Below are 22,341 nucleotides of genomic sequence, written 5' to 3' on the forward strand. Positions count from 1 at the left end.
CCGCCTTGATGAGCGACTGGCGCGCCGGATTCTGGCCCGAACCGGCCGCGAGCACTTGGCCCAGGATCACTTCGCTCACCTGATCCGGCTTCACGCCCGCGCGCTCCAGCACGGCCTTGATGACCGTCGCGCCCAGTTCCGGCGCCGCGATTTTCGCGAGCGAGCCGCCGAATTTGCCTACCGCCGTACGCGCGGCCGATACGATCACTACGTCAGTCATTTTCTATCCTCGTGAAACTGCGAAAGCGTCAACGGACTTCCGTTTGCGAAGCGATGCACGCGATACGGAAACGCATCCATTACGAATGGATTCGGTGAGTTCGATTCGAACCCGGGCGATTGATGCGCAGCGTCGATTGCGGAGCGATGTCCGACCGTCCGATGCTTGAGCGAGCGACTTTCAAAGGGCGTCGCGCCGACTGCGGGATGACCTCGCCTGAAGGACGCGGTCTCTTCCGCATAGAAAATCCCGAACGGGATGCGGCAAACGTGCAGCCAATTGCGTGGTCCATTTATATGGGCCTTTAATAAAATCTCTCAGGTTCAGCACCGCCCTTCTCTTTCGCCTTGCCGCGCAAATCGCGCAGACGCAATTCCACCGCGCGAATTTCGCGCAGTCGTGCAGCAAGGTTTATCGGAAGTTATTCGGTCGTGCGTGCTTGTGCGACGCACCAAATTAGTAACAATTCTAAACGCAAAACATGCGTAAAAAATTTCATATTAGTAGGTAAAAACCCTAGATCGCGGAAAAACCGCTTATCTTTCATGTAAGAAATTCGCGAATTACTCGAACGCACGTTCAATAATCATCCTATATTACGGTGAAAATTGCGCGGTTGTATGATCACTTTGCGCGAATTCAGGTAATTAGGTAATACCTAAGCCCGGCATTTGAAGCATGCGCTACATTGAAAAGGTTTGCGCCGTCTTTAACGTTATATTCGAATTAACTACTGGGTATAACCATTCGATCTTTAATCGACGTGGTTATTCGGACACATATGACGCCATGATGAAAGTGCGAGCCATTAATCGATTGCCAATTGCTGCGGCAGTTTGACATCCGTCAACAAAAAGTAATTGTGTCGGACGGCAGCAAAAGCCGCCCGACATTCGGCCAAACCTTCACAGCGCCAGAACGAGCCTTTTGCCCTTCGCGCGTGAACAGCACGTCATCATGCGATTGTTCGACTGGCGTTCGCCTCGGGTCAGCACCACGTCGCGGTGATCGATCTCGCCTTCCAGCACGCGCACCTCGCACGATCCGCACAGCCCTTCTTCGCAGTCGCTCTGAACATCGACGTTCGCGCGTCTGAGCGTCCTGAGCAGTGTCTGATCGGCCGGGACGGTCAGGACGAGGCCGGAATCCTTCAGTTCGACTTCGAACGCGCGTTCCTTTTCGGGATCGAGCGTGCCGATCTTCGATTCGAAATGCTCGATTCGAAGCGCGTCTTCGGGCCACGACGCGCTCGCGTCGGCGAGCGCGTCGAGCATCCGCGCCGGGCCGCACGCATAAACGCGCGTGCCCTCCTCCACGGCGAGCGCGGCGAAGTCGTTGCGCACACCCTCTTCCGAGACGTACGCGCGCAGACGCTCGCCGTGCAGCGCGCGCATTTCATCGAGAAGGGCCATGGACGCGCGCGAGCGTCCGCTGTAGTGCACTTCGTAGTCGATGCCGAGCGAACGCGCGCGACGCGCCATCGCGCTGATCGGCGTAATGCCGATGCCGCCCGCGATCAGCACGAGCTTCTTCGCGGTCTCGTCGAGACGAAAGTGATTGCGCGGGCCGCGAATGCGCCAGTGCGCGCCCGGCTTCACGTTCTCGTGCACCCACGCCGAACCGCCACGGCTCTCGCTCTCGCGCAGCACGGCGATTTCGAACGCGCGGGCGTCGGCGGGATCGCCGCACAGCGAATACTGGCGCGAGATGCCGGTCTCGCCGCACACGACATCGATATGCGAGCCCGCCGTCCAGCGCGGCAGATCGCGTCCGTTCGCCGACACGAGCCGCACGCGCACGATGCGATCCGCGCAGGTCTCGACCGAATCGACGATCACCGCGCGGCTCACCGCATGCAACGACGGCTCGCCGATCCGCACGACCGCGCGCGGCTCGCGCACCGATGAATCGGCGCGCTCGGGATTCATCGCCGGATCCCATTCCACATATAGATGCTCCGGCCCGCGAAACGACGTGTTCGGCACATACGTGAAGCGTTGTTCGGCGAGGCGCATGTGCGGCAGACGGCGCGTGAGCTCGTCCAGAAAAACCTGCATCTCCATGCGCGCGAGATTCTTGCCCATGCACTGATGCGCGCCATAGCCGAACGTCAGCTGATCGCTGGCGTTTTCGCGGCGGATGTCGAAAAGATCGGCATCGGCGAACTGATGTTGATCGTGATTCGCCGACGACGTCACGATCAACAGCTTCGATCCCGCCGCGATCTCGATGCCGCCGATCGTCACGTCCTTCGTCGCTAGCCGTCGCCATGCAGCGACCGAGCCGTTATGCCGCAAGCACTCTTCGACTGCGTTGGGAATCAGGCTCGGGTCGTCGCAGATGTCGCGCCAGGCGTCGGGGTGTTGCAGCAGCAGTTTCATCGCGTTCGCGGTCGCGTTGGCCGTCGTCTCGTGCGCGGCGACGATGCCCGCCATCATCATCGAATGCAGATAAGAGTCGGTGACGACTTCGGGCAGCTCCTTCTGCTTGCGGATGCCGTATTGCATCCAGCCGGGGCCGGACGGATCTTCGCGCATCTTGTCGAGCACTTTGCCCGCGTATTGCCAGAACTTGCCGACCGCGTGCGCGACTTCGACCTGTTCCTCGGGCTTCGGCCGTCCCCATGTGTTGACCGTGTGCGCAATCGAATAGCGGCGCAGCGTGTCCATGTCTTCTTCGGGCACGCCAAGAAAATGCAGCGCGACGGTGAGCGGCACTTCCCACAACATCTGATCGACGAGATCGGCGCGGCCATCGTCGATGAAGCGATCGACGTACTCGCGCGCGAGCGCACGCACCATCGGCTCGTGATGCGCGAGCGCTTCGGGCGTGAACGGATCCATCAGCGCGCGGCGGCGCGGCATGTGCGCGGGCTCGTCCTCGTTGACGAGCGTGCGGTTCAGCGCGAATCCGTAGGACGCGAGCACCGCGTTCGCTTCCGAGCCGGTCGGCGTGATTTTCTCGAGCGCGATCGACGGACTGAACGTGATGTTGTCGCGGAAAATCGCCTTGATGTCGTCGTAGCGCGTGACGACCCAATAGCCGAGCTTCGGGCTGTAGAACACCGGTTCCTGTTCGCGCGCCCATCGCACGTATTCGGGCGGGTCTTGCTGATAGCCGTCGCCGAACGGATCGAACTCGGCCGCGCCCGCGCTGATCGGGCAGCCGTTCGGTGCTTTGACGTGGAATGGGCAATGCGGCGCAGCGGTCATGCTCGTCTCCTGTTTTTTTCGCGTGACCACAGTATGCAACGCGTCACCACTTCCAGCGCACGCCCAATCCTCCGCCGATGGAATCGCGATGCGAACCGCCGATGTTCGTCGAATACACGAGGTTCGCGAAGAGACTGCCGCGCGCGCTCACTTTCGCGACGATGCCCGCGCCGAATTGCGCGGTCGTCGCGGAGACGTTCGTCGGAATGACGGTCGTGCCCGCGAACGTCGTGGTGTCCGTCGCGCCGAAGTAGCGCCACAGGTTCGCGGTCACATACGGCTCGAAGGTCGTGCGGGCCGCATCGAAATGACCGTAGAGGCGCACGCCGAGCCGGCCGACGAAGCCGCTCGCTTGGTCGAAGGACACGGACGAAATGCCGTCGTCGATGTCGTGGAGATTCGCGTGTTGCCAGATGAGTTGCGCTTGCGGTTCGATCGCGAGGCGGGCGGATAGCGGAATCGGCAGACCCGCTTCGACCGATGCGGCGAACGCGCTGCCGTGCGTCGTCGCGCCGACGCCGCGGTTCGATTGCGGATCGGCGGTGAGCGAACTGCCGAGCAGCACGGCGTCGGTGTACCAGCCGCCCGGGCCGATGTGCGTCCAGTACAGCCCCGCGCTGTACGCGTTGATCGACAGGTGGCCGACGCTCGAGTTCGGAAAGCCGAGTGCAAAACCGTCGACGTCGCCGCTCGCGCGCGCGAAGCCGAGGAAGAAGCCGTAGTGATTTCGATGACCGGCCGGCGTCGCATCGGCATGGATATCGTGGCCGACCTGCAGGCCGCCGATGCCGCCGCTGAATTCGGGATCGGCCGCGCCGCTGTTGTGCTGGGTCGCGTGGCCGCCCCAAACGCGCGACCACGCGGCGGGCAGCGCGCCGGTTTCCGTCAGCAGCGACTGCTCGCCCTGACGTTCGTGGAATGTGCCGATCTGCTGGATCGCGAGTTCGCGGACGATCGGCGACAGCTCTGCGTAGACGGGCACTTCCATCCGATAGAGCGGGATCGGCGCCGCGCCGGGCGGCGGTGGCGGCGGCAGCGGTGGTGTACCCGCGGCGGCGGTTGGTATGGGTTCGGGCGTTGGGGCTGGCGTTGGCGTCGGTGTTGGACTTGGCGTGGGCGTGGGCGTCGGAGCCGGCGTCAGTGTTGGTGGGGACGGCGGCGTCGGCGTCGGCGTCGGCGTTGGCGTTGGCGTTGGCGTTGGCGTTGGCGTCGGCGTTGGCGTTGGCGTTGGCGTTGGCGTTGGCGTTGGCGTTGGCGTTGGCGTTGGCGTTGGCGTTGGTGTTGGCGTTGGTGTTGGCGTTGGTGTTGGCGTTGGCGTTGGTGTTGGCGTTGGCGTTGGTGTTGGTGTTGGCGTTGGCGTTGGCGTTGGTGTTGGTGTTGGCGTCGGCGATGGCGTTGGCGTAGGCACCGGCGTCGGCGTCGGCATAGGCACAGGCACAGGCACAGGCACAGGCACAGCAGGCGCGGGCGGCACGCTCGAACGCAGATACCAGTTGTCCGCCGTTCCGTCACTCACACCGCCCTTGAACAGGAAATACCTGTAAGCGCCCACCTCCAGCGGATGTGCGAGCGAAAACGCCCCCGCCGACGTCGTCGCCCCGTTCGTCGCCTGCACGACCAGAATGCCGTCGTTCACCGTCAGGCCGCCGATGCCGCCGACATTCGTCACGCCGATCGACGTCGTTCCCGCACCCGCGCCTTGTGCGATCACGAGCCGGTCGCTCGGCGCGCCGTCCGCGCCGAGCACGCTCTGCACGAGAAGCCGTCCGTCGTTGCCGGTGTAGTTGCCGTTCACCACGAACGCATCGCTCGTGCTCGAACCGCCGTTCGTCAGATCGATCGTGCCCGCGTTGTTCAGCGCGACAAGTCGCCCCGCGATCGCCGGCTGTACCGACGTGCGTCCGATGCCGCCCGCGAAAATCGTGCTCGTCGCGTCGAGATTGAGCGCGCCGGTTCCGGTCGCGGCATCGCCGAGCGTCAGACCTTTCGCGTCGAATGTGAGTTGCGTATTGTTCGACGCGTTCACCGTCTCCCAATTCGAAAAGCGCGCGAGGCCGCTTGCCTGCACGTTGTCGAACGTGAGCGAATCGGTGCCCGCACCGCCATCGAAGCTCGTGGTCGCGGCGAGCGTCGCGTCGTTCAGATTGCGGATCACCGCCGAATCGTTGCCCGCTCCGAGCGACACCGGCCCGGCGATCGTGCCGCCGCTCCAGATCAGCGTATCGACGCCGAAAGTCGTCGTCACTCCTTGCCCGATCGAGCCGCCCGCGATCGCCAGCGAGTTCGTGCCGCTGCCGAGATCGACGCGTCCGCCGATCGTCCCGCCCGACAGCGTGAACGTGTCGTCGTTCTGCGCGGCGGTCACGTTGCCGTCGACCTGTCCGCCCGACATGTCGAACACGTTGTTTCCGACATTCAAATCCACCGTTGCGAGGCGCCCGCCAGTGATCTTCACGACGTCGCCGTTCGCGAGCGTGCCAAGCACGCGCCCGCCCGATATCGAGAACGTGTCGCGCCCGTCGCCCTGATCGATGGAATCGATCTGTCCGCCTGTCATCGTGGCGGTGTCGGCGCCGTCGCCCTGGCGAATCTGTCCGGTGACGACGCCGCCGTTCATGTCGAAAGTATCGTTACCGGTATCGGTGCGTACGGCGACGCCCGCGCCCCCCGCAATGGTCCCGCTATTGATGATCGACACGTTGATCTTGCCGGTCGCGGCAATCGCCTCCGCGCTCGTGCCGCGAATCGCGCCGCTGTTGCCGATCGTTTCTGCGCCATTGGCAATCGTCACGCCGGTCGCGCCCTGAATCGTGCCGGCGTTGTCGATCGCGCCACCCCGATTCGCGACGATGCCGCCCGCCTGCTGGCTGACGATGCTCGCGCCCGCCGCATTCGTGACGGACGCCGCATTCGCGAGCGACACGCCCGCCCCGCCCGCGCCACGCGCGACGATCGATCCTGTGTTGGTGATCGCGCCGGGCGTCGCATCCTGCGAAACGATGCCGGACGCGTTGTTGCCCGACACGTCGATGGTGCCGTTGTTGGTCACGACGTTCTGGCCCGGTGTACCGGCCACGAACATGCCGTTTGCGCTCGCGCCGGTCGTCGTGATGGCGCCATTGTTCACGAGCGTGTCGCCGCTGGTTCGCGCCGCCATGCCATGAGAACCCGCCCCGCTCGTCGCGATCGCGCCATCGTTGACCAACGTGCCGCCGCCCGGACTGGCGAAGTCGTTCATCGCCGAAGCGCTTGCACCGCTCGTCGTGAGCGTGCCGCCTGCCTCGTTGCGCATCGTGACGGCGGCGGCGTTGTTGAACATCGCTTCCGAATTCATGCCGACCGTGAAGATCGCGCCGCGATTGACGAGCGTGTTGCGCCCGGTCGTCGCGCTTTGCGACGTCATGGCGTCGGAACCGTCACCTGTGATTTGCAACGTGCCCTCGTTGGTCGCCGTGCTGGTGTTGCGCACGAATAGCCCGTTGCCGGCAATGTCGAGTTCGACGCCCGTCAACACGTTGATCGTCACGTTGACGCTGCCCGGCACCGCGATGACCGATACGTTCGAAGGATTGGGCGAGCGTGTATCGCAAGTCGCGGTCTGATTGGACTGCGGCGCAGTCCTGTCGCACCCGGCGACAGCGGGCGCCACGCGAACGAGACAGGACACGCCGAACGCAAGCGATAACGCATGAGCGAGCGGCGTCGATCGCATCGGAAGCGAAAAGCGGCGCATGGGTTCTCCGGCTCCGCTGACGATTTCATTTTTATCAGCAGTGCTTCGCATCGTTGCGACGATGATCGGCCCGCTGATTGCTGCTTCTCGTCAACGTTTTTGCTCAGAGTAGTCCACGCATTGCGCGTCAGCAATGTCCGCTTGATCGCTTGCCGCTTCAGATGGGCTTGCCCTCGCTCGATGCCCAATTGGGCATCAACGCGTTGCTCGGCAATGTTTCGTCGATCAACTTTTCGGCCGTTCGCCGGCCCGCGACCGGCAGCCCTTCGGGGTTCAGCACGCCGATCTGCACCAGCACCGAAGCCTGATCCCAGTAGATATGCTCGTTGTAGAGCTTGTCGCCGCGAAAGCGGATAACGGCTAGCATCGGAACCTCGAAGTATTTTCCCGTCGGCGCGAGGCCGGGCAGCAGCCAGTCGATTTCGCAACTATGCGTTGCACAGAACACGAATTCGTCGACGACGCGATCCGCGCCGATCGTGCGCGATACCGGAATCAGCTTCGTATCGGCGGGATTCGAGTGGACGAAGTGATATCGATAGAAACGCTTCAACTGATCGTGCCCAACGCCGCCTGTCATCGTCGGGACGTGGTTCACGTATGGCTCGGCGACCATCGTCGGCATGACGGCGTCGACGTCGCGCGTGGCGAATTCGAAATAGCAGTGCTGCTCCCACAAGTGATTCAGATCGAAGTGCGGACCGAGCACCTTGCGCAACATCGAAAGCGTGCGTGAGTACGCCATCAGCGCGGCGGGTTTGTCGTAGTGCGCGGAATCCGAAACGATGAAGCCCGCCGACGCGCCCGGATAAACATAGCGTTCGATGTGCGGTCTGCCCGTGAGCGCCGGCTCGACTTCGCGCGCATCGTGCGCCGCGCGTTCGGCGAAGTGGAAGACCATCGGGCAGCGGATCGTCGGGATATCGGCGAGACAGGCGCTGAAATCGTCCGCGTAGTAGCAGGCAGCGCAATCGACGTCGGCCTGCGCGGCGATGCGCGTCGCGAAGCGGCCGCCGCGCCCGTACCCGATCACGCCCACTTTGCCGGCGTGCTGCGGCAACGCGCGCAGGGCATCGACGAGCGCCGCGAAATTGTCCGCGGCGATACCGCCGGGTTGCGGATCGTGCCCGGGAAGTTGCGGCGCGATCACGACGTACCCTTCTTCGGCGTACAGATCGGCGGAGCGCATGACGAATTCGTCGAGGCCGGCCGCGTCGTGCAGCAACACGATGCCCGGTCCCGAACCTTTCGCGGGCTGCGTGACGTAAGCCGGAATGATCGTGCCGGCGCGAAGCGCGATGTCGATGAAGCTGCCGCTCATATCTGCGTCTCCTTATATATAGAAGTTGTTCTTGCGCTTACGACGTCAGCGTGTCCGCGAGCAGCTTCACGTTGAGCGCGACGATCACGGCCGCGACGAGCCACGCCAGCGCGCTCGTCCAGCGCGAAATCGCGAAGACGCCCATTTTTCGCCGGTCCGATACGAAGCGCACCAGCGGAATGACGGCGAATGGCAGTTGCATCGACAAAATGACCTGGCTCAGCACGAGCAACTGGCCGGTGCCCTTTTCGCCGTAGATCGCCGTCACGACGATCACGGGAACGATGGCGATCGCGCGCGTGATGAGACGCCGCGCCCAGTTCGGTATGCGCAGGCGCAGAAAACCTTCCATCACGATCTGGCCGGCGAGCGTCGCGGTCACGGTCGAGTTCAGGCCCGACGCGAGCAATGCCACCGCGAAGAGCGTCGATGCGATGCTCAGGCCGAGGAGCGGCGAAAGCAGGCGGAACGCATCGCCGATTTCCGCGACCTCGTCGTGACCGTTCGCGTGAAACACCGCGGCGGCGACGATCAGGATCGCCGCGTTGATGAAAAGCGCGAGCGTCAGCGCGATGGTGCTGTCAATCGTCGCCCAGCGAATCGCAGCGCGCCGGGCCGTGACGGACTTGCCATACGCGCGCGTCTGCACGATCGACGAATGCAGGTAAAGGTTGTGCGGCATGACCGTCGCGCCGAGGATGCCGATGGCGACATACAGCATTTCGCGATCGGCGACGATGCGCGGCGACGGGATGAAGCCGCGCAGGACTTCGGCGAACGGCGGCGCGGCAGCGGCGATCTGCAACGCGAAGCAGCTCGCGATCACGACCAGAAGCGCGATGACGAAGGCTTCCAGCAGACGGAAGCCTTTGTTGATGAGAAGCAGCAGAAGGAAGGCATCGAGCGCGGTCAGGAGCGCGCCCGCGATCAGCGGGATGCCGAAGAGCAGTTGCAGCGCGATCGCGGTGCCGATCACCTCGGCCAGATCGCACGCGACGATCGCCGCTTCGCAGGCGAGCCACAGGGCGAAGTTCACCGGCTTCGGATAATGATCGCGGCAGGCTTGCGCCAGATCGCGCCCGGTCGCGACGCCCAGTCGGACGGCGAGCGCCTGAAGCAGAATCGCCATCAGGTTCGACAACAGGATGACGGCGAGCAAGGTGTAGCCGAAGCGCGAGCCGCCAGCGATGTCGGTTGCCCAGTTGCCCGGGTCCATATAGCCGACCGAAATCATGTAGCCGGGACCCGCGAACGCGAGGAAGCGCCGAATCCATCGGCCGGTTTCGGGCACATGAACCGACGCGTACACCTCGGGGAGGCTCGGGCGGAACGCGTCGTCCTGCTCGGGCGGTTTCGAAGCGGGGCGTACAGGATCAAGCATCGGCTCGTTTCTCCTGCGGAAACCTGCTGTGGATGTTGTGAAAATATGCGCCGCGGCGAGTGAACATTCAAGCGCATCGGACGGGCGTTGGTTACAGATGCCGCAGCCCTGTGCTTCGCGTCTGATAATCGGACTTATCAGACGTAGCGATTTTCCTTGTCAAATTCGAAGTCGGTTGCTAACCTTCGCCCAAATCACTGAAACGTAAGGATAAATGCCAGACAACACAGGGCGCTCCAGAGAGCGCTTGGCAGATAACTCGGGGCAGGCGAATGCGCCGAGCCGTCTCACGCGTCAACACTTCGCGCTTTATCGCGGTTATCTCGACGGCGTTTCCGAAGCACAGTTGCATGCATCGTATGGCGATTCCAGCGCCGATGTACGCTCGACTCGACGGCTGATCGAGGCGCTGCGCGACACGCTTTCCGTTCTCGCACGCCGCGCACGGGACACGGACGCGGCTCACCTGCTGCGGCTTCGTCCCGGCAGCATCCCGCTGTTCGAGCCGCCGCCCGCCGCCGTCGCCCCGCCGCTCGACGCGTTCCGCGAAAAAATCGATCCGGACGGCGTGTACGGCGAATCGGAACTGCTCGCGCTTTACGAGGAGGCTTATCCGCCCGAGAGCTCGCCTGCTCTCGATCGGCGCGCGGCGCGTAACGCCCGATTGCGTCGCCGGCAGGCGGACGCGCTCGCGCGCATGGAGGCGTCGCTCGCACAGGATCCACGTCCGGATCATCCGGTCGATGGCTGGTTCGAGCCGGCCGTCGCCGCGCGATTGACTGCCGCCGGACTTTCGACGCTCGCGGATGTCATCGAACTCATCGAGCGGCGACGGCATCGGTGGTATGCGGCCGTGCCACGGCTCGGTCCAAAAGGCGCGCAACGCGTGGTCGACTGGCTGCAACTCCACGCCGAGGCACTCCGGCACACGCTTTCGCCGGCCGCGCTCGTGCCTCGGCGCCAGTGGCAGCCCGGAGACGTCGTGTCGACGCAAAGCGCGGACGTCGACGCAAGCGACTCGATCGCCATTTCTCCCCTTGAAACGTTGCGGGTTCCGCTGGCGCTCGACGGATCGAAAGGGTCGAATCGGGCGCACACGCACCCGCGATTCGATACGGACATCCGCGCGATCACCGCTTGGCTGGAGGCCCGGTCAAACAGTACGCACACGCGGCGTGCCTATCGGCGGGAGGCGGAACGCCTGCTGCTGTGGGCGTTGATCGAGAAAGGCAAGCCGATTTCGTCTCTCGATGCAGCCGATTGCGCCGAGTACGTCGGTGTTTTTCTCGCGGATCCGCAGCCGGCGGCGCGCTGGATCGCGAAGGGTCGCCCTGAGCGTTGTTTTGCCGACTGGCGCCCTTTTGCCGGCCCGCTTTCCGATCGCAGCCGCGAAACGGCCCGGTCGATATTGGGCGCCATGTGCGAGTGGCTCGTCGGCGAAGGTTATCTGGCGGCCAATCCGTTTGCCGGATTTGCGCGTGTCGCGACGCCGCCGGTATTCGATTCGGCGACGCGGTCGCTCGATCTGACGCAGTGGAAATGCGTGTTGCAATCGGTCGAACGGACCGAATACTCGTTCGCCGAGCATCGCGACAAATTGGCGCTGCTTCTCGCGTACGCCACGGGCCTGCGACGGGCCGAACTCGCATTCGCAACCACCGACGCGCTCAGCGCCGGGCGTCTTTCCGGCGTGGACGGCGTGGTCTGGCGACTTGCCGTCGATGGCGGCCGCGGCGCGACGCGGACGGTGCTTTTGCCGCCGATCGTCGTCGAAACGCTCATCGAAAACCTGGCGATGCGCGGACTGCCGCGCCCGTTGGATTGCGCCGAAGGCACGCCAATACTGGCTCAGGCGCGCGGCGGACAGTCATTGACGCCCGACGGCATTGGGAAAATGTTCAAGACGATTTTCTCGAACGCGGCCGCATTGATGGAATCTCATGCGCCCGGCGCTGGCAGGCACCTGACTCGCGCGAGTACGCATTGGCTGCGCCACACACATTCGACGCACGCGCTCGGACACGGCGCGGATCTGCGCGAGGTCAGCGCCGGACTCGGCCATTCCGATGTTTCGACCACCGCTCTGTATCTGGAAAACGAAGACGCGGGGCGTTTCCTTGGCATCGAGAAGTTGATTCGCGGCATCTCGTTAACGCGTAAACCTTCGGATCGGTCCTAATTTCGCGTTTACACGAGCGTCGAGCGTTGTAAAAATGTCCGCTGCGGGCGATCAAGTACTTCAGAGTTTACTTGAGGTTTACCGGTTCGCCGTTTATTCTTCGGTTTGCAGCTTGTTTTCCACAAACCGAAGAATTATTTGCTTACCCAGGCCCGCCAGTGACTGCGAATTCCATGCTAAGCGCTCGGCTTCCCGAAGTCGATCAATCCGTTTCGATCGAAACGCTCTTGGGGGTGGCCGCCCAAGCCACTGACATTCTCAATCAGATCCGCGATGCAATGTTGGAGCCGTATCCGCGCAAAAGCGCACCAACATTCACGAGCGCGCAGGTCGCGTCGCTCTGCGGCATCGACAAGCAGCGGTTCCAGTACCTGACGACCAAGGGCGAGCTGCCAGCGGGCACGTCCAAGGGCGCGGGCCGCAGCAAGGAATTCACGCTCGAAGAAGCGCTCACATGGATCCGCGCGACGAAAGAACGCCCCCGCCGGCCTGAAGGCAAGCGCGGGCGGATCGTGACCGTCGCGAACTTCAAAGGTGGCGTCGCCAAGACCACAACCGCCGTCTCGGCCGCACAGGCCCTGACGCTGCTCGGCCGCAGAGTGCTGGTCATCGACTGCGATCCGCAGGGCACGACGACACAGCTATGCGGCTGGGCGCCCGACGCCGAAATCTCGGACGATCAGACCCTTCTTCCGCTGATCTACGGCGATCAGCAGACGTTGCACTATGCAGTGCAGGAAACGTACTGGCATAACTTGGATCTCATCCCGGCTTCGTCATCGCTCTTCGATGCGGAGTTCGAGATTCCCGCCAAGGTGCTGAACGACAGCACGTTCGAATTCTGGGAAATCGTCCGCAAAGGCCTCATGCCGCTGACGGAAGAGTACGACGCGGTCGTCATCGACACGCCTCCGGCGCTCAGCTATCTCACCATCAACGCGCTGCTCGCGTCGGATGCGATTCTGCTGCCCTGCCCGCCCGAGGCGCTGGATTTCGCAAGCTCGACACAGTTCTGGCATCTCTTTGCGGACATCGCCAAGAAGCTGCCGGGCGTGCTCGAGCAAAAGCGCTTCGACTTCGTGAATGTGATTCTGACTAAAGCCAAGTCGGATGACGTGTCGCGTGTTGTGCGCGGTTGGCTTCAGAAAGCATACGGCGATCGCGTCCTGCCTTTCGAGATTCCGGAGTCGACCGTACCAAAAGGTGCGTCGGCGCAATTGTCGACGGTATATGACTTGTCGAAGCCGGACGGCAGCACGGCCGCTTACAACCGATTCAAAGAGCCGCTCGACCGGCTCGCCGAGCATCTCGACGCGCAGTTCGCCCGCGCGTGGAATCAGACGGAGGATTAAATGGGCATCGGGGACAGACTCCTCGCCAAGACAGCGAACATCGGCAGTAAGCCCACAGAAGGAACGCAAGCGCGTCCAGTCAGCACGGAACCGCGTACGTCTCCCGGTCGGTTGATGGATGCGCAGCATCGCATCAATACGGCGCAGGCGCGCATCAAAGAACTTGAGTCGCAACTCGAGGAACGAGCGGCGCTCGAAGTGCCGCTCGATGCGCTCGTGGAAGTCAGCGGACGGCGTCGCAAACTCACGGCCGAGCAGTTCCAGGAGTTGAAGAGCAATCTCGCGCAACACGCGCTCGCCACGCCTATTCTGGTGCGCGCTTTGCCGGATGCTCGTTACGAGATCGTTGCGGGACATAACCGCGTCGCTGCATACCGGGAACTCGGACGATCGACGATACGCGCCAACGTTGCTTCGATCGAAGAAGGGGAAATCGAGTTCGCGGCGTTCTTCTCGAACCTGCTATCGCCATCGCTTACGGATTTCGAGAAGTATTGGAACTTCAAACGATTGCAGGAATTGAGCGGACTCTCGCGCACGGAAATCTCTGAAAGCGCCGGATTGAGCAAGAGTCACGTCACGCGAATCTTCTCATTCGACGCCCTTCCAGAGGCAGCCAAAGCCGCACTCGCCGAAAAGCCAGAGCGACTCGGCAGCAATGCCGCGCAAAAGCTCGCGGCGCTAACAGAAGCCGGCAAGGCGGAAAAGGTCGTCGAAGCCGTCCGACGGTTGGTCGAAGACGAGAATTTTACGCAGGACAAGGCGGTCGCCCTCGTCGCGGAAAAGCCGCGCGCAGTGACTCCAAGCGCAACAGTGGTCCGAGCGGGCCGCAGGAAGGTCTGCGAAGTGTCCACGCGAAATGGTGTGGTGGGAGTTCGTTTCTTCGAGAAGGACGCGGGCGACGCAGAGCAATGGGGACAGCGCATTGCTGACTTCATCAACAAGACACTAAGTGAATCGGAGCAAGACTGAGGCTCTACTAGAGTTTTCTTTTAAATCAATGACTTAACGAGAACCGGAAAGTCGTTGACACTGAACCTAGTAGAACCTCTTTGCAAATCAGAGACTTAGCGTAGTGGCAAACCTGAGGGTGCTATGTAACGAACAAGTTCCACAAAGACAAAAGCCTTCGGCGCCAACCGAAGGCTTTTGAATATCGGGCTTAACTGCTTATCGCCCGGTCCGCTTCCCGACGCCAATCGGGTCACGAGTACGCAACTCGAAGTTTAGCGGAACGCGATTAGCAGTCAAGCATTTGTCTTCCATTTTTCGAAATGGACGTACTTGACATGCGTATCGCGCAACTTTCCGTTGCAGGCGAGGCTCTTTCTCGCCTAAAAAACTCTGGACCGTCTTCAGCGGTTGCCGATCAAGAAGCTCTCGATGAGTACGCTTGTGATCGTTCGAATCTGCCTTGGGTCATTTTCCGGGCCGCTCATCGAGCCACGCACACGACGGCGTTGCCTGCACGCGCGCGTGCCCTGCTCGCCGCCTTGGCCCGCACAGTCGACGCATCTCGTCCGTTCGCACCCATCTTCGCGCGGCGCGAACTGCTCACGGGCCGGGCCCAGCAATCCATGCGGACCTTCTATCGCAGCATGGACGACCTCGAGGGCGCCGGGTTTATCATCCGGCCGCCTCAGACCCGCTATGGCGCTGCCGGCCTGTTTGGTCGCGCATATATCCACCTGACGCAGAAGGCAGCCGCTTTGCTCGGACTCGTTGACGTAGCCGATGCGACCACTACGCAGCCCGCTCAACATCGGGAGAGCGCGTCAGACGCCCAAGCCGGCTTTTCTGACGGCCATCCGTCTGTCACCGTGGCAGACGGTGCTATATATAAGGATCTACTCCCTAATACTCAAAAGAGACAACCAGGACGACTTCCCGCCGATCTGCAACGCCTCGTGTCTCTGGGATTTCGTGAATTCCTGATCTTCAAACTCATGCAAGAAGCGAAAGCCCACGGCAAGCTTCTCTCCGATGTCGTCGAAGCAAGTTGGGCACCCTTGCAACGCGCAACGCATCCGATCAGCTACCTTCGCACCCTTCTGCGAGTCCCGGTCGACTTCGCCTATCGGGCGCGAAGCCAGCGCGAAGCCCACGTGCAGCAGCAAATCGAGCGAACGACTTCTGCGCGCACAGATGAAGTTGTAGGCGGTTTGGCCGGCCGGTCATTCGTCAGCCGTGACGGCTTGCGCCGCTACCGCGTCTCCGACGACGCCCGTTCCATCGTGATCTGCCATCGCGACGAGCCGCATCCGCGCGTCCATGCGGGCACATGGCAGAAAGATTTCGTTGCGGCCTTTGAGGCAGGTCACATCCTGCTCGACGACAAAGATCGCTTCGGCTCTCACGTCGATTTCCCGACGCCTCGAGCCGCAGTCCCGACCGACCTCCAGCGCAAATCCGAAGCGCGCCTGAGCGACATCAAAGCGCTTCTCCGCTTGAAGAGCGTGGGCGGGACCCCATCTGCGAAACCAAGGGACGTGGCGCGACCAATGCTGAAGGACAAGTCCGCTATCGCCCCTTTGAGTTCGCTTTTGCAGGCGGTGCTCCGTGCGGCGCCATCAACCAATTTTCGCGATTCAGCGGGTACGAGTTCGTGATGAACGGGCGGCCAAAACATCAGATGAATCGACGTGAGACCGCGCCCGGAAACTTTTTGAATTAGGCTGCTGCGTCGCAGCAAAAGCTGATATACTCTAAGGTTGCGCCTGAATGGGCGATTGGAAAACGCAAACACCGCGTCTGGATGCGGTTTGCGTGCTTTGCTCGATGCGATTTTCAGCAAGCCGTCCGTGGTCGAAGCTGTCATCGAAATCATCGCGAGCCGTTACGCTCGCTCCCGGGGATCTGTCGTCGCCGAGCAAACCTGTCGAGGAGAAAGTATGGCAAGTTTTGATCGGGAAGATTCGGAGCTGGATATCGTCGCGCCGGCGCGCAAGGCACCGGGCCGGCGGGCGAACAAAGGGAAGGGCCAGGCCGGCACGATACAGCCCGATGTCGCGATGACCGCCGAACAGAATGAAGAGCGTCAGCGTCAGATGCGCGCGCTCATCCAGTTGGGCAAGGAGCGCGGCTATCTCACGCACGCCGAGATCAACGACCACCTTCCGGATAACTTCGCTGAAACGGCGGCGATGGAAACCGTCGTCAGCACGTTCCACGATATGGGTGTCGCGGTCTACGAGCAGGCGCCGGACGCCGAAACGCTGCTGCTGAGCGACAACGCCCCAAGCGTGGTGACGGACGAGCAATCGGACGAAGAAGCGGAAAACGCGCTGTCGACCGTCGATTCCGAATTCGGCCGCACGACCGACCCGGTTCGCATGTACATGCGTGAAATGGGCGCGACCGAGCTGCTCACGCGCGCCGGCGAAATCGCGATTGCGAAGCGCATCGAAGACGGGCTGCACGAGATGATTCAGGCGATCGCGGCGTGCCCGTCGACGGTCGCGACGATTCTCGCGGACGCGGCGCAAGTCGAATCGGGCGAGCTGAAGATCGACGAACTGGTCGATGGCCTGAAGGAAGAGGACACGGCAGATGAAGACATGTCGGCTTCCGATACGACCGACTCCGCCGAAATCGATACGGATACCGACGAATCCGACAGCGACGAAGACGACGACGACGATCTCGATGGCGCTGGCGATTCCGCTGCATCGAACGAAGCGCGTCTGAAGCAACTGAAGGCCGACTGTCTGGAGATCTTCGCACGCGTGCGCGAGCTGGCGGAACAGGCGAGCAGTCCTAAGGGTTCGGGTGCCGCTGCGGCGAAGGCTGTCGAAAAGGCTCGAGCCGAAATCCAGCGCGAGCTCGGTTCGATCCGCTTCACGGCGAAGACCATCGACCGCCTGTGCGCGAACGTTCAGCAGCAGGTCGCGCAGGTGCGTGACATCGAACGTCGCGTGTTGCAGATCGCGGTGGATCGTTGCGGCATGCCGCGCGACAAGTTCGTCGAATCGTTCGTCGGTCACGAGACCGATCTCGAATGGACGGCACGTGCGTCGGCGGCTTCGAAGCAATACGGCGCGTCGCTCGAGCGCAGCCTGCCGGCGATTCAGGCAGAGCAGCAGAAGCTCATCGACATCGAAGGCGTCGTCGAGATGCCGCTGCAGCAACTGAAGAAGATCAACCGTCAGATGACGGCTGCCGAATTGAAGATGCGTCAGGCCAAGCGCGAGATGATCGAAGCGAACCTGCGTCTCGTCATCTCGATTGCGAAGAAGTACGTCAATCGCGGCATGCAGTTCCTGGATCTGATTCAGGAAGGCAACATCGGTCTGATGAAGGCGGTGGACAAGTTCGAATATCGCCGTGGCTGGAAGTTCTCGACGTATGCGACGTGGTGGGTTCGTCAGGCCGTGACGCGTTCGCTCGCCGATCAGGCGCGCACGATCCGCGTGCCGGTGCACATGATCGAAACGATCAACAAACTGAACCGCATCTCGCGCGAGATCCTGCAGCAGACGGGCCTGGAAGCGCATCCGTCGGTGCTGGCCGAGCGCATGGAAATGCCGGAAGAGAAGATCCGCGGCATTCTCAAGATCGCGAAGCAACCGGTGTCGCTGGAAACGCCGGTCGGCGAAGATGCCGATGCAACGCTTGGCGACATGATCGAAGATCAGGGCGCTGCTTCTCCGGCAGAGGCCGCCGTGCACGCGAACATGCGCGCCGCGATCGACGATGCGCTCAACGCGCTGTCGCCGCGCGAGGCGAAGGTGCTGCGCATGCGCTTTGGCATCGACACGGCTTCGGACTATACGCTTGAAGAACTGGGCAAGCAGTTCGATGTGACGCGCGAGCGCATTCGCCAGATCGAGAGCAAGGCGATGCGCAAGCTCATGCATCCGAGCCGCGCCGACAAGCTGCGTCCGTTCCTGGATCGCTGATTCTGCGGGCCGCCTGGACTGACGTTCGGGCGAACTCTGAAGCGCGTGCCGCCAGAAATGGCGGCACGCGCTTTTTTATTTGCGCGATGACATCAGCCGTGCGTCGTGCCTTTAGGCATCCTTGACGACGCGCACGCCTGCAACGCGACGATCGCCTTGTTTGCGAGCGTGAGCGTTTCCTCGCAGGCGAGGCGGTCGCGAAAGATCGAGCATCCGCCGCCGGCGTTCACTTTCGCCACCGCGTTACGCAGCTTGTCGAGCGCGGATTGCGGCGAGCCGGCGTCGCGAATCATCGATGCGATATCGAAAGCGCTGCCGGCGTCGGTTTCGACGTAGCCGGGGCATTGCGTTTGCGCGTGAGCCGCCATGCAAATCATGCCGGCAGCCGCAGCTAGCGAAAGGCGCCGGGCGCGGCGTCGAGAAGGGTAGAGGAGGGCATCCATTGGCGTCACCATCGTCAGATTCGCATTGACAAATCATGCGTTCGGCGAACTCGTGACGGCTGGAACGGACGAATGCTTGTCCACAGAATCGGTGGGCAAGATTGTGGATATCCTGAGCATCGCCGGGCCAACGTGTTGATGCGTAACGCATTTGACCCGGCGTACGAAATTCGCGCGTTGCTTCGTCTCCCATTCTGAACCGGTAAAAAAATTCGCGCCGGCCGCGTCAAAAAAGCCTAAATGCGGAATGCCTGGACGGTTTGCCCGAGTTCGCGCGCCTGCGCGTCGAGCGCGTGCGCGGCCGTCGCCGCTTCGTTCACGAGGGCGGCATTCTTCTGCATCAAACGATCCATCTGCGATACCGCGTCGTTCACTTCGTCGATGCCGCTGCTTTGCTCGCGCGAAGCCGTCGCGATCGCTTCGACGAGCATCGACACGGCGTCGACGGAAGCGAGCAGATCGGCGAGCGTCGTGCCCGCGCGCATGACCGTCGAGCCGCTCGATTCGACGTGCGCGTTCACTTCGCGGGTCAATTGCGAGATTTCCTTCGCCGCGGCCGACGAGCGTCGCGCGAGCGCGCGAACTTCCTCGGCGACGACAGCAAAGCCACGTCCGAGCGACCCGGCTCGCGCCGCTTCGACCGCCGCGTTCAGCGCGAGCAGATTCGTCTGAAACGCGATGGATTCGATCACGCTCGTAATCTGCCGGATCTGCGCCGAACGCGACGACAAATCCATCATGCGCGCGATTGCATCGGCGACGGCGCGTTCGCCATCCTTCGCGCGCCCAGACGCTTCCCTCGCCAACTCGCGCGCGCGATTCGCGTGCTCGGCGTTCGCGCGAACGGTGGATGCGATCTGCTCCATGCTCGCCGACGTCTGCTGCAAGCTCGCCCCATGTTCCTCGGTGCGCGCGGACAGCGCGTGGTTGCCCTCGGTGATGTCCGCCGCCGCGACGCCGATGGTCTGCGTCGAGCGCTTGATGTCGCCGACCATCGACGCGAGCTGGCTGCGCATCAGGCTCATCGCGTACATCACACTTTGCGTGTCGCCGCGCGCGACGGGCACATCGGTCAGCAGATCGCCTTGCGAGACGCGCCGCGCCACGCTTGCCGCGAGTTCCGGTTCGCCGCCGAGCTGGCGCATGAGCGAGCGCGCCAACGAAAAGCAGAGCCAGCCGACGAGCGCCACGCCCGCCCCGATGCACGCGCCCACGCTCCATTGCACGATGCGGCTCACGCGTTGCGCGTCGTCGTATTCCTGCTGTGCGGCGGTGAGCTGAAACGCGCGCAGATCGGTGCTTTCCTTCTTGACGCGCTTCGCTTGCGGCTCGATCTGCTGCGTGACGATCCACTGTGCTTCGGCCAAATTGTTGGCGGCGAGCAGATCCGTCGACGGACGAAAGCCTTTGTCGCGCAGTGTCGCCCAGTCGGCGGCGAGGCGCTTTGCGAGCGGCGCTTCGGTCGAATCGAGCGGATAGCGCAGATAGCGGCCGAGCAGGGCATCGATATTTGCGACGCGCTGCTGCGTCGATGCGACCACGGCTTGCGTCTTTTGCGCCGATGGATCGAGCACGGCATCGCTGATCGCGAACTGGCTTTGCGTGATGAGTTCGTCGATCGTGGAAATGGTCTGCAGCGCTTGCACGCGCCCTTCGAAGACGTGGCGTAGCGCGGCATTGCCTTGCTGGACGCCGAATAATCCGACGCTGCCGACCGCGACGAGCACGGCGGCGACCGCGCCCGTGACGATCGCGAGGCGCGCCTTGACGGTGAACTTTGACATGTTCGGTAGAAGAGAAACGTGCGCGGAGAAGTCCGAGGCGCGCAGCGGCCAATCATCGGACTTTTATGGAGAGCGCAATCTACCGATCGTCGACGACGTTTGTGTGACAAGCGCCGCGGTCACGCGCCGCAAACCTTTGCGTGCGCGTTCCCAACGAAAGCGACCGATGCCCCGCAATCAATCACGCTTCGGAACCTCCAGTCCGCGCTTCACCGCAGGCCGCGCGAGAAACGCGTCGAGCACGCGCTCGACGTTCTTGAACTCGTGAAAATCCACCAGCTCGCGCGCTTCGTAAAAGCCGATCAGATTGCGCACCCACGGAAACGTGGAGATATCCGCGATGCTGTACTCGTCGCCCATGATCCAGTCGCGACCTTCGAGCCGCTTGTCGAGGACACCAAGAAGCCGCTTCGATTCGGCGACGTAGCGCGCACGCGGACGCTTATCCTCGTAATCCTTGCCCGCGAACTTGTGAAAGAAGCCGACCTGCCCGAACATCGGGCCGACGCCGCCCATCTGGAACATCAGCCATTGCAGCGTTTCGTAGCGCTTCGCCACATCGTCGGGCATCAACTGGCCGCTCTTCGCCGCGAGATAGACAAGAATCGCACCGGATTCGAAGAGCGGCATCGGCTCGCCGTTGGGTCCGTCCGGATCGATGATCGCGGGAATTTTGTTGTTCGGATTGAGCGACAGGAACTCGTCCGACATCTGATCGTTCTTGTCGAAGCGCACGAGATGCGGCTCGTAAGGCAGGCCGGTTTCCTCGAGCATGATCGAGACTTTCACGCCATTGGGCGTCGGCAGCGAATAGAGCTGAATGCGCTCGGGATGCTGAGCGGGCCATTTGCGGGTGATGGGGAAATCGGCAAGCGCGGTCATTTAGAGTCCTCGAAGGTCGAAGCGCCGAATATAACGATTTCGCGGCTTTCCTGCGTCGAAGACACCATCGCGCGCGCTGTCATCCGCTCGCCGCATCGACAGGAAAAGATTGAGGGATCTCGTACAGACGACGTATGTCGAAACGCGGAATCTGTTCTTGCCTCGACTACAAAAGCGATTGTAGGAATCGCAGCATCGATACGAGGATTGCGCGCAGCGCGAAGGTCAAGAAGTCAACGAACAACGAAGAAACCAAGCCCTTGCGGGAATGTGCAGCGCGAACGCGACGTGCGGGCCGGTCCACTGGCTCGGTTATTGCATCGGCACGGGTGCCCGGGAATCCGTGCCGGCCTTACGAACCGTTGGTTACGCTGCCATGAAAACCGCTCCTCTCGCAACGCTTACCGCAATCGCTGCCGTGGTCGGGGGACTGCTGCCCAGCCTGTGCACCGCCACGTCTCTCGAAAGCCAGCTCGACTGCAAGTCCAGCGCGCACAACTTCATCGCACCGCTCGTCGCCGATAAATCCATCGACGCCCGCCCCATGCGCGTCGAGGCGAATTCGGTCAACGCGTTCAAGCCGACCCAGGGAAGCGAGCTCACCGCTTACGGCTTTCGCGTCTATGCCGTGCTGGGCTACGAGCACGGCGACGACATGTTCAAGCGCGGCAGCGGCCAGCCGATCAACGATTCCGCGTATGGCGTCGTGGTGCTCGCCGCGTCGGAAACGGTCGAGGCGAAGGTGCGCGAATCGGGCAGCACGGCGGTCGTCAAACAGGTCGTGCCGATGATGATGACCGCCGTCTTCTGCGACGGCAGCGGCGCGAGCAAGACGACGGCCGGCGCCGTTACGACGGAAGCGTCGCGGAATCGCTGAATCATCGTCGATAATGTTCTCCCCAAAAGCGCGCGCAAAGTGTCGCGCGCCCGACAACA

At 62.4% G+C, this 22,341-nt stretch carries 13 protein-coding genes and 1 pseudogene; 6 read left to right on the forward strand and 8 right to left on the reverse strand.

The window, feature by feature from the left end; all coding sequences use genetic code 11:
• The 5 genes and pseudogenes from QCE49_RS19125 to QCE49_RS19145 all read right to left on the reverse strand — a co-directional run.
• A pseudogene (locus QCE49_RS19125) lies at positions 1-220 on the reverse strand (acetyl-CoA C-acetyltransferase); the annotation flags it as partial.
• A gap of 905 nt (positions 221-1,125) precedes the next feature.
• The gene (locus QCE49_RS19130) at positions 1,126-3,432 is read right to left on the reverse strand and encodes a cytochrome P450/oxidoreductase (protein WP_250458109.1); all 2,307 of its coding nucleotides are present in this window, start codon (positions 3,430-3,432) and stop codon (positions 1,126-1,128) included.
• A 43-nt stretch (positions 3,433-3,475) separates the two neighbouring features.
• Positions 3,476-7,165, reverse strand: coding sequence for an autotransporter outer membrane beta-barrel domain-containing protein (locus QCE49_RS19135; RefSeq protein ID WP_309806306.1), 3,690 nt, complete (start codon positions 7,163-7,165; stop codon positions 3,476-3,478).
• Positions 7,166-7,322: 157 nt separating this feature from the next.
• Positions 7,323-8,486: a dienelactone hydrolase family protein gene (locus QCE49_RS19140; protein WP_250458106.1), complete on the reverse strand. Its 1,164-nt coding sequence runs from the start codon at positions 8,484-8,486 to the stop codon at positions 7,323-7,325.
• A gap of 37 nt (positions 8,487-8,523) precedes the next feature.
• Complete coding sequence (locus QCE49_RS19145; protein WP_250458105.1) at positions 8,524-9,867, reverse strand: Nramp family divalent metal transporter; 1,344 nt, start codon at positions 9,865-9,867, stop codon at positions 8,524-8,526.
• A gap of 697 nt (positions 9,868-10,564) precedes the next feature.
• Between QCE49_RS19145 and QCE49_RS19150 the strand changes: the two genes are divergently transcribed.
• The 5 genes from QCE49_RS19150 to rpoD all read left to right on the forward strand — a co-directional run bounded on the left by QCE49_RS19150 (position 10,565) and on the right by rpoD (position 18,296).
• Positions 10,565-12,046, forward strand: a complete 1,482-nt coding sequence (locus QCE49_RS19150; protein WP_250458112.1) for a site-specific integrase — start codon at positions 10,565-10,567, stop codon at positions 12,044-12,046.
• A gap of 173 nt (positions 12,047-12,219) precedes the next feature.
• Entirely contained in the window at positions 12,220-13,398 is a 1,179-nt protein-coding gene (locus QCE49_RS19155) for a ParA family protein (protein WP_008347131.1), read from the forward strand.
• Positions 13,399-14,370 carry a ParB/RepB/Spo0J family partition protein gene (locus QCE49_RS19160; RefSeq protein WP_008347132.1) on the forward strand — a complete coding sequence of 324 codons (972 nt, stop codon included), beginning with the start codon at positions 13,399-13,401 and terminating at the stop codon, positions 14,368-14,370.
• Between the two features lie 317 nt (positions 14,371-14,687).
• On the forward strand, positions 14,688-16,007 hold the full coding sequence (locus QCE49_RS19165; RefSeq protein WP_250458104.1) for a replication protein O: 1,320 nt from the start codon (positions 14,688-14,690) through the stop codon (positions 16,005-16,007).
• A gap of 282 nt (positions 16,008-16,289) precedes the next feature.
• Positions 16,290-18,296 carry an RNA polymerase sigma factor RpoD gene (rpoD, locus tag QCE49_RS19170; protein ID WP_034472225.1) on the forward strand — a complete coding sequence of 669 codons (2,007 nt, stop codon included), beginning with the start codon at positions 16,290-16,292 and terminating at the stop codon, positions 18,294-18,296.
• Positions 18,297-18,388: 92 nt separating this feature from the next.
• Here rpoD and QCE49_RS19175 read toward each other — a convergent pair whose 3' ends face one another.
• The 3 genes from QCE49_RS19175 to QCE49_RS19185 form a co-directional block, all read right to left on the reverse strand.
• Complete coding sequence (locus QCE49_RS19175; RefSeq protein WP_008347139.1) at positions 18,389-18,664, reverse strand: hypothetical protein; 276 nt, start codon at positions 18,662-18,664, stop codon at positions 18,389-18,391.
• Between the two features lie 311 nt (positions 18,665-18,975).
• The gene (locus QCE49_RS19180; protein ID WP_250458103.1) at positions 18,976-20,523 is read right to left on the reverse strand and encodes a methyl-accepting chemotaxis protein; all 1,548 of its coding nucleotides are present in this window, start codon (positions 20,521-20,523) and stop codon (positions 18,976-18,978) included.
• 177 nt (positions 20,524-20,700) lie between these two features.
• Positions 20,701-21,405, reverse strand: coding sequence for a glutathione S-transferase N-terminal domain-containing protein (locus QCE49_RS19185; RefSeq protein WP_250458102.1), 705 nt, complete (start codon positions 21,403-21,405; stop codon positions 20,701-20,703).
• 376 nt (positions 21,406-21,781) lie between these two features.
• On the opposite strand from QCE49_RS19185, the gene QCE49_RS19190 reads away from it, so the two are divergent.
• Positions 21,782-22,282 carry a hypothetical protein gene (locus QCE49_RS19190; RefSeq protein WP_008347146.1) on the forward strand — a complete coding sequence of 167 codons (501 nt, stop codon included), beginning with the start codon at positions 21,782-21,784 and terminating at the stop codon, positions 22,280-22,282.
• The last annotated feature ends 59 nt before the right edge of the window (positions 22,283-22,341 follow it).

This window comes from Caballeronia sp. LZ008 (genome assembly GCF_031451435.1).
GTDB classification, from domain to species: domain Bacteria; phylum Pseudomonadota; class Gammaproteobacteria; order Burkholderiales; family Burkholderiaceae; genus Caballeronia; species Caballeronia zhejiangensis.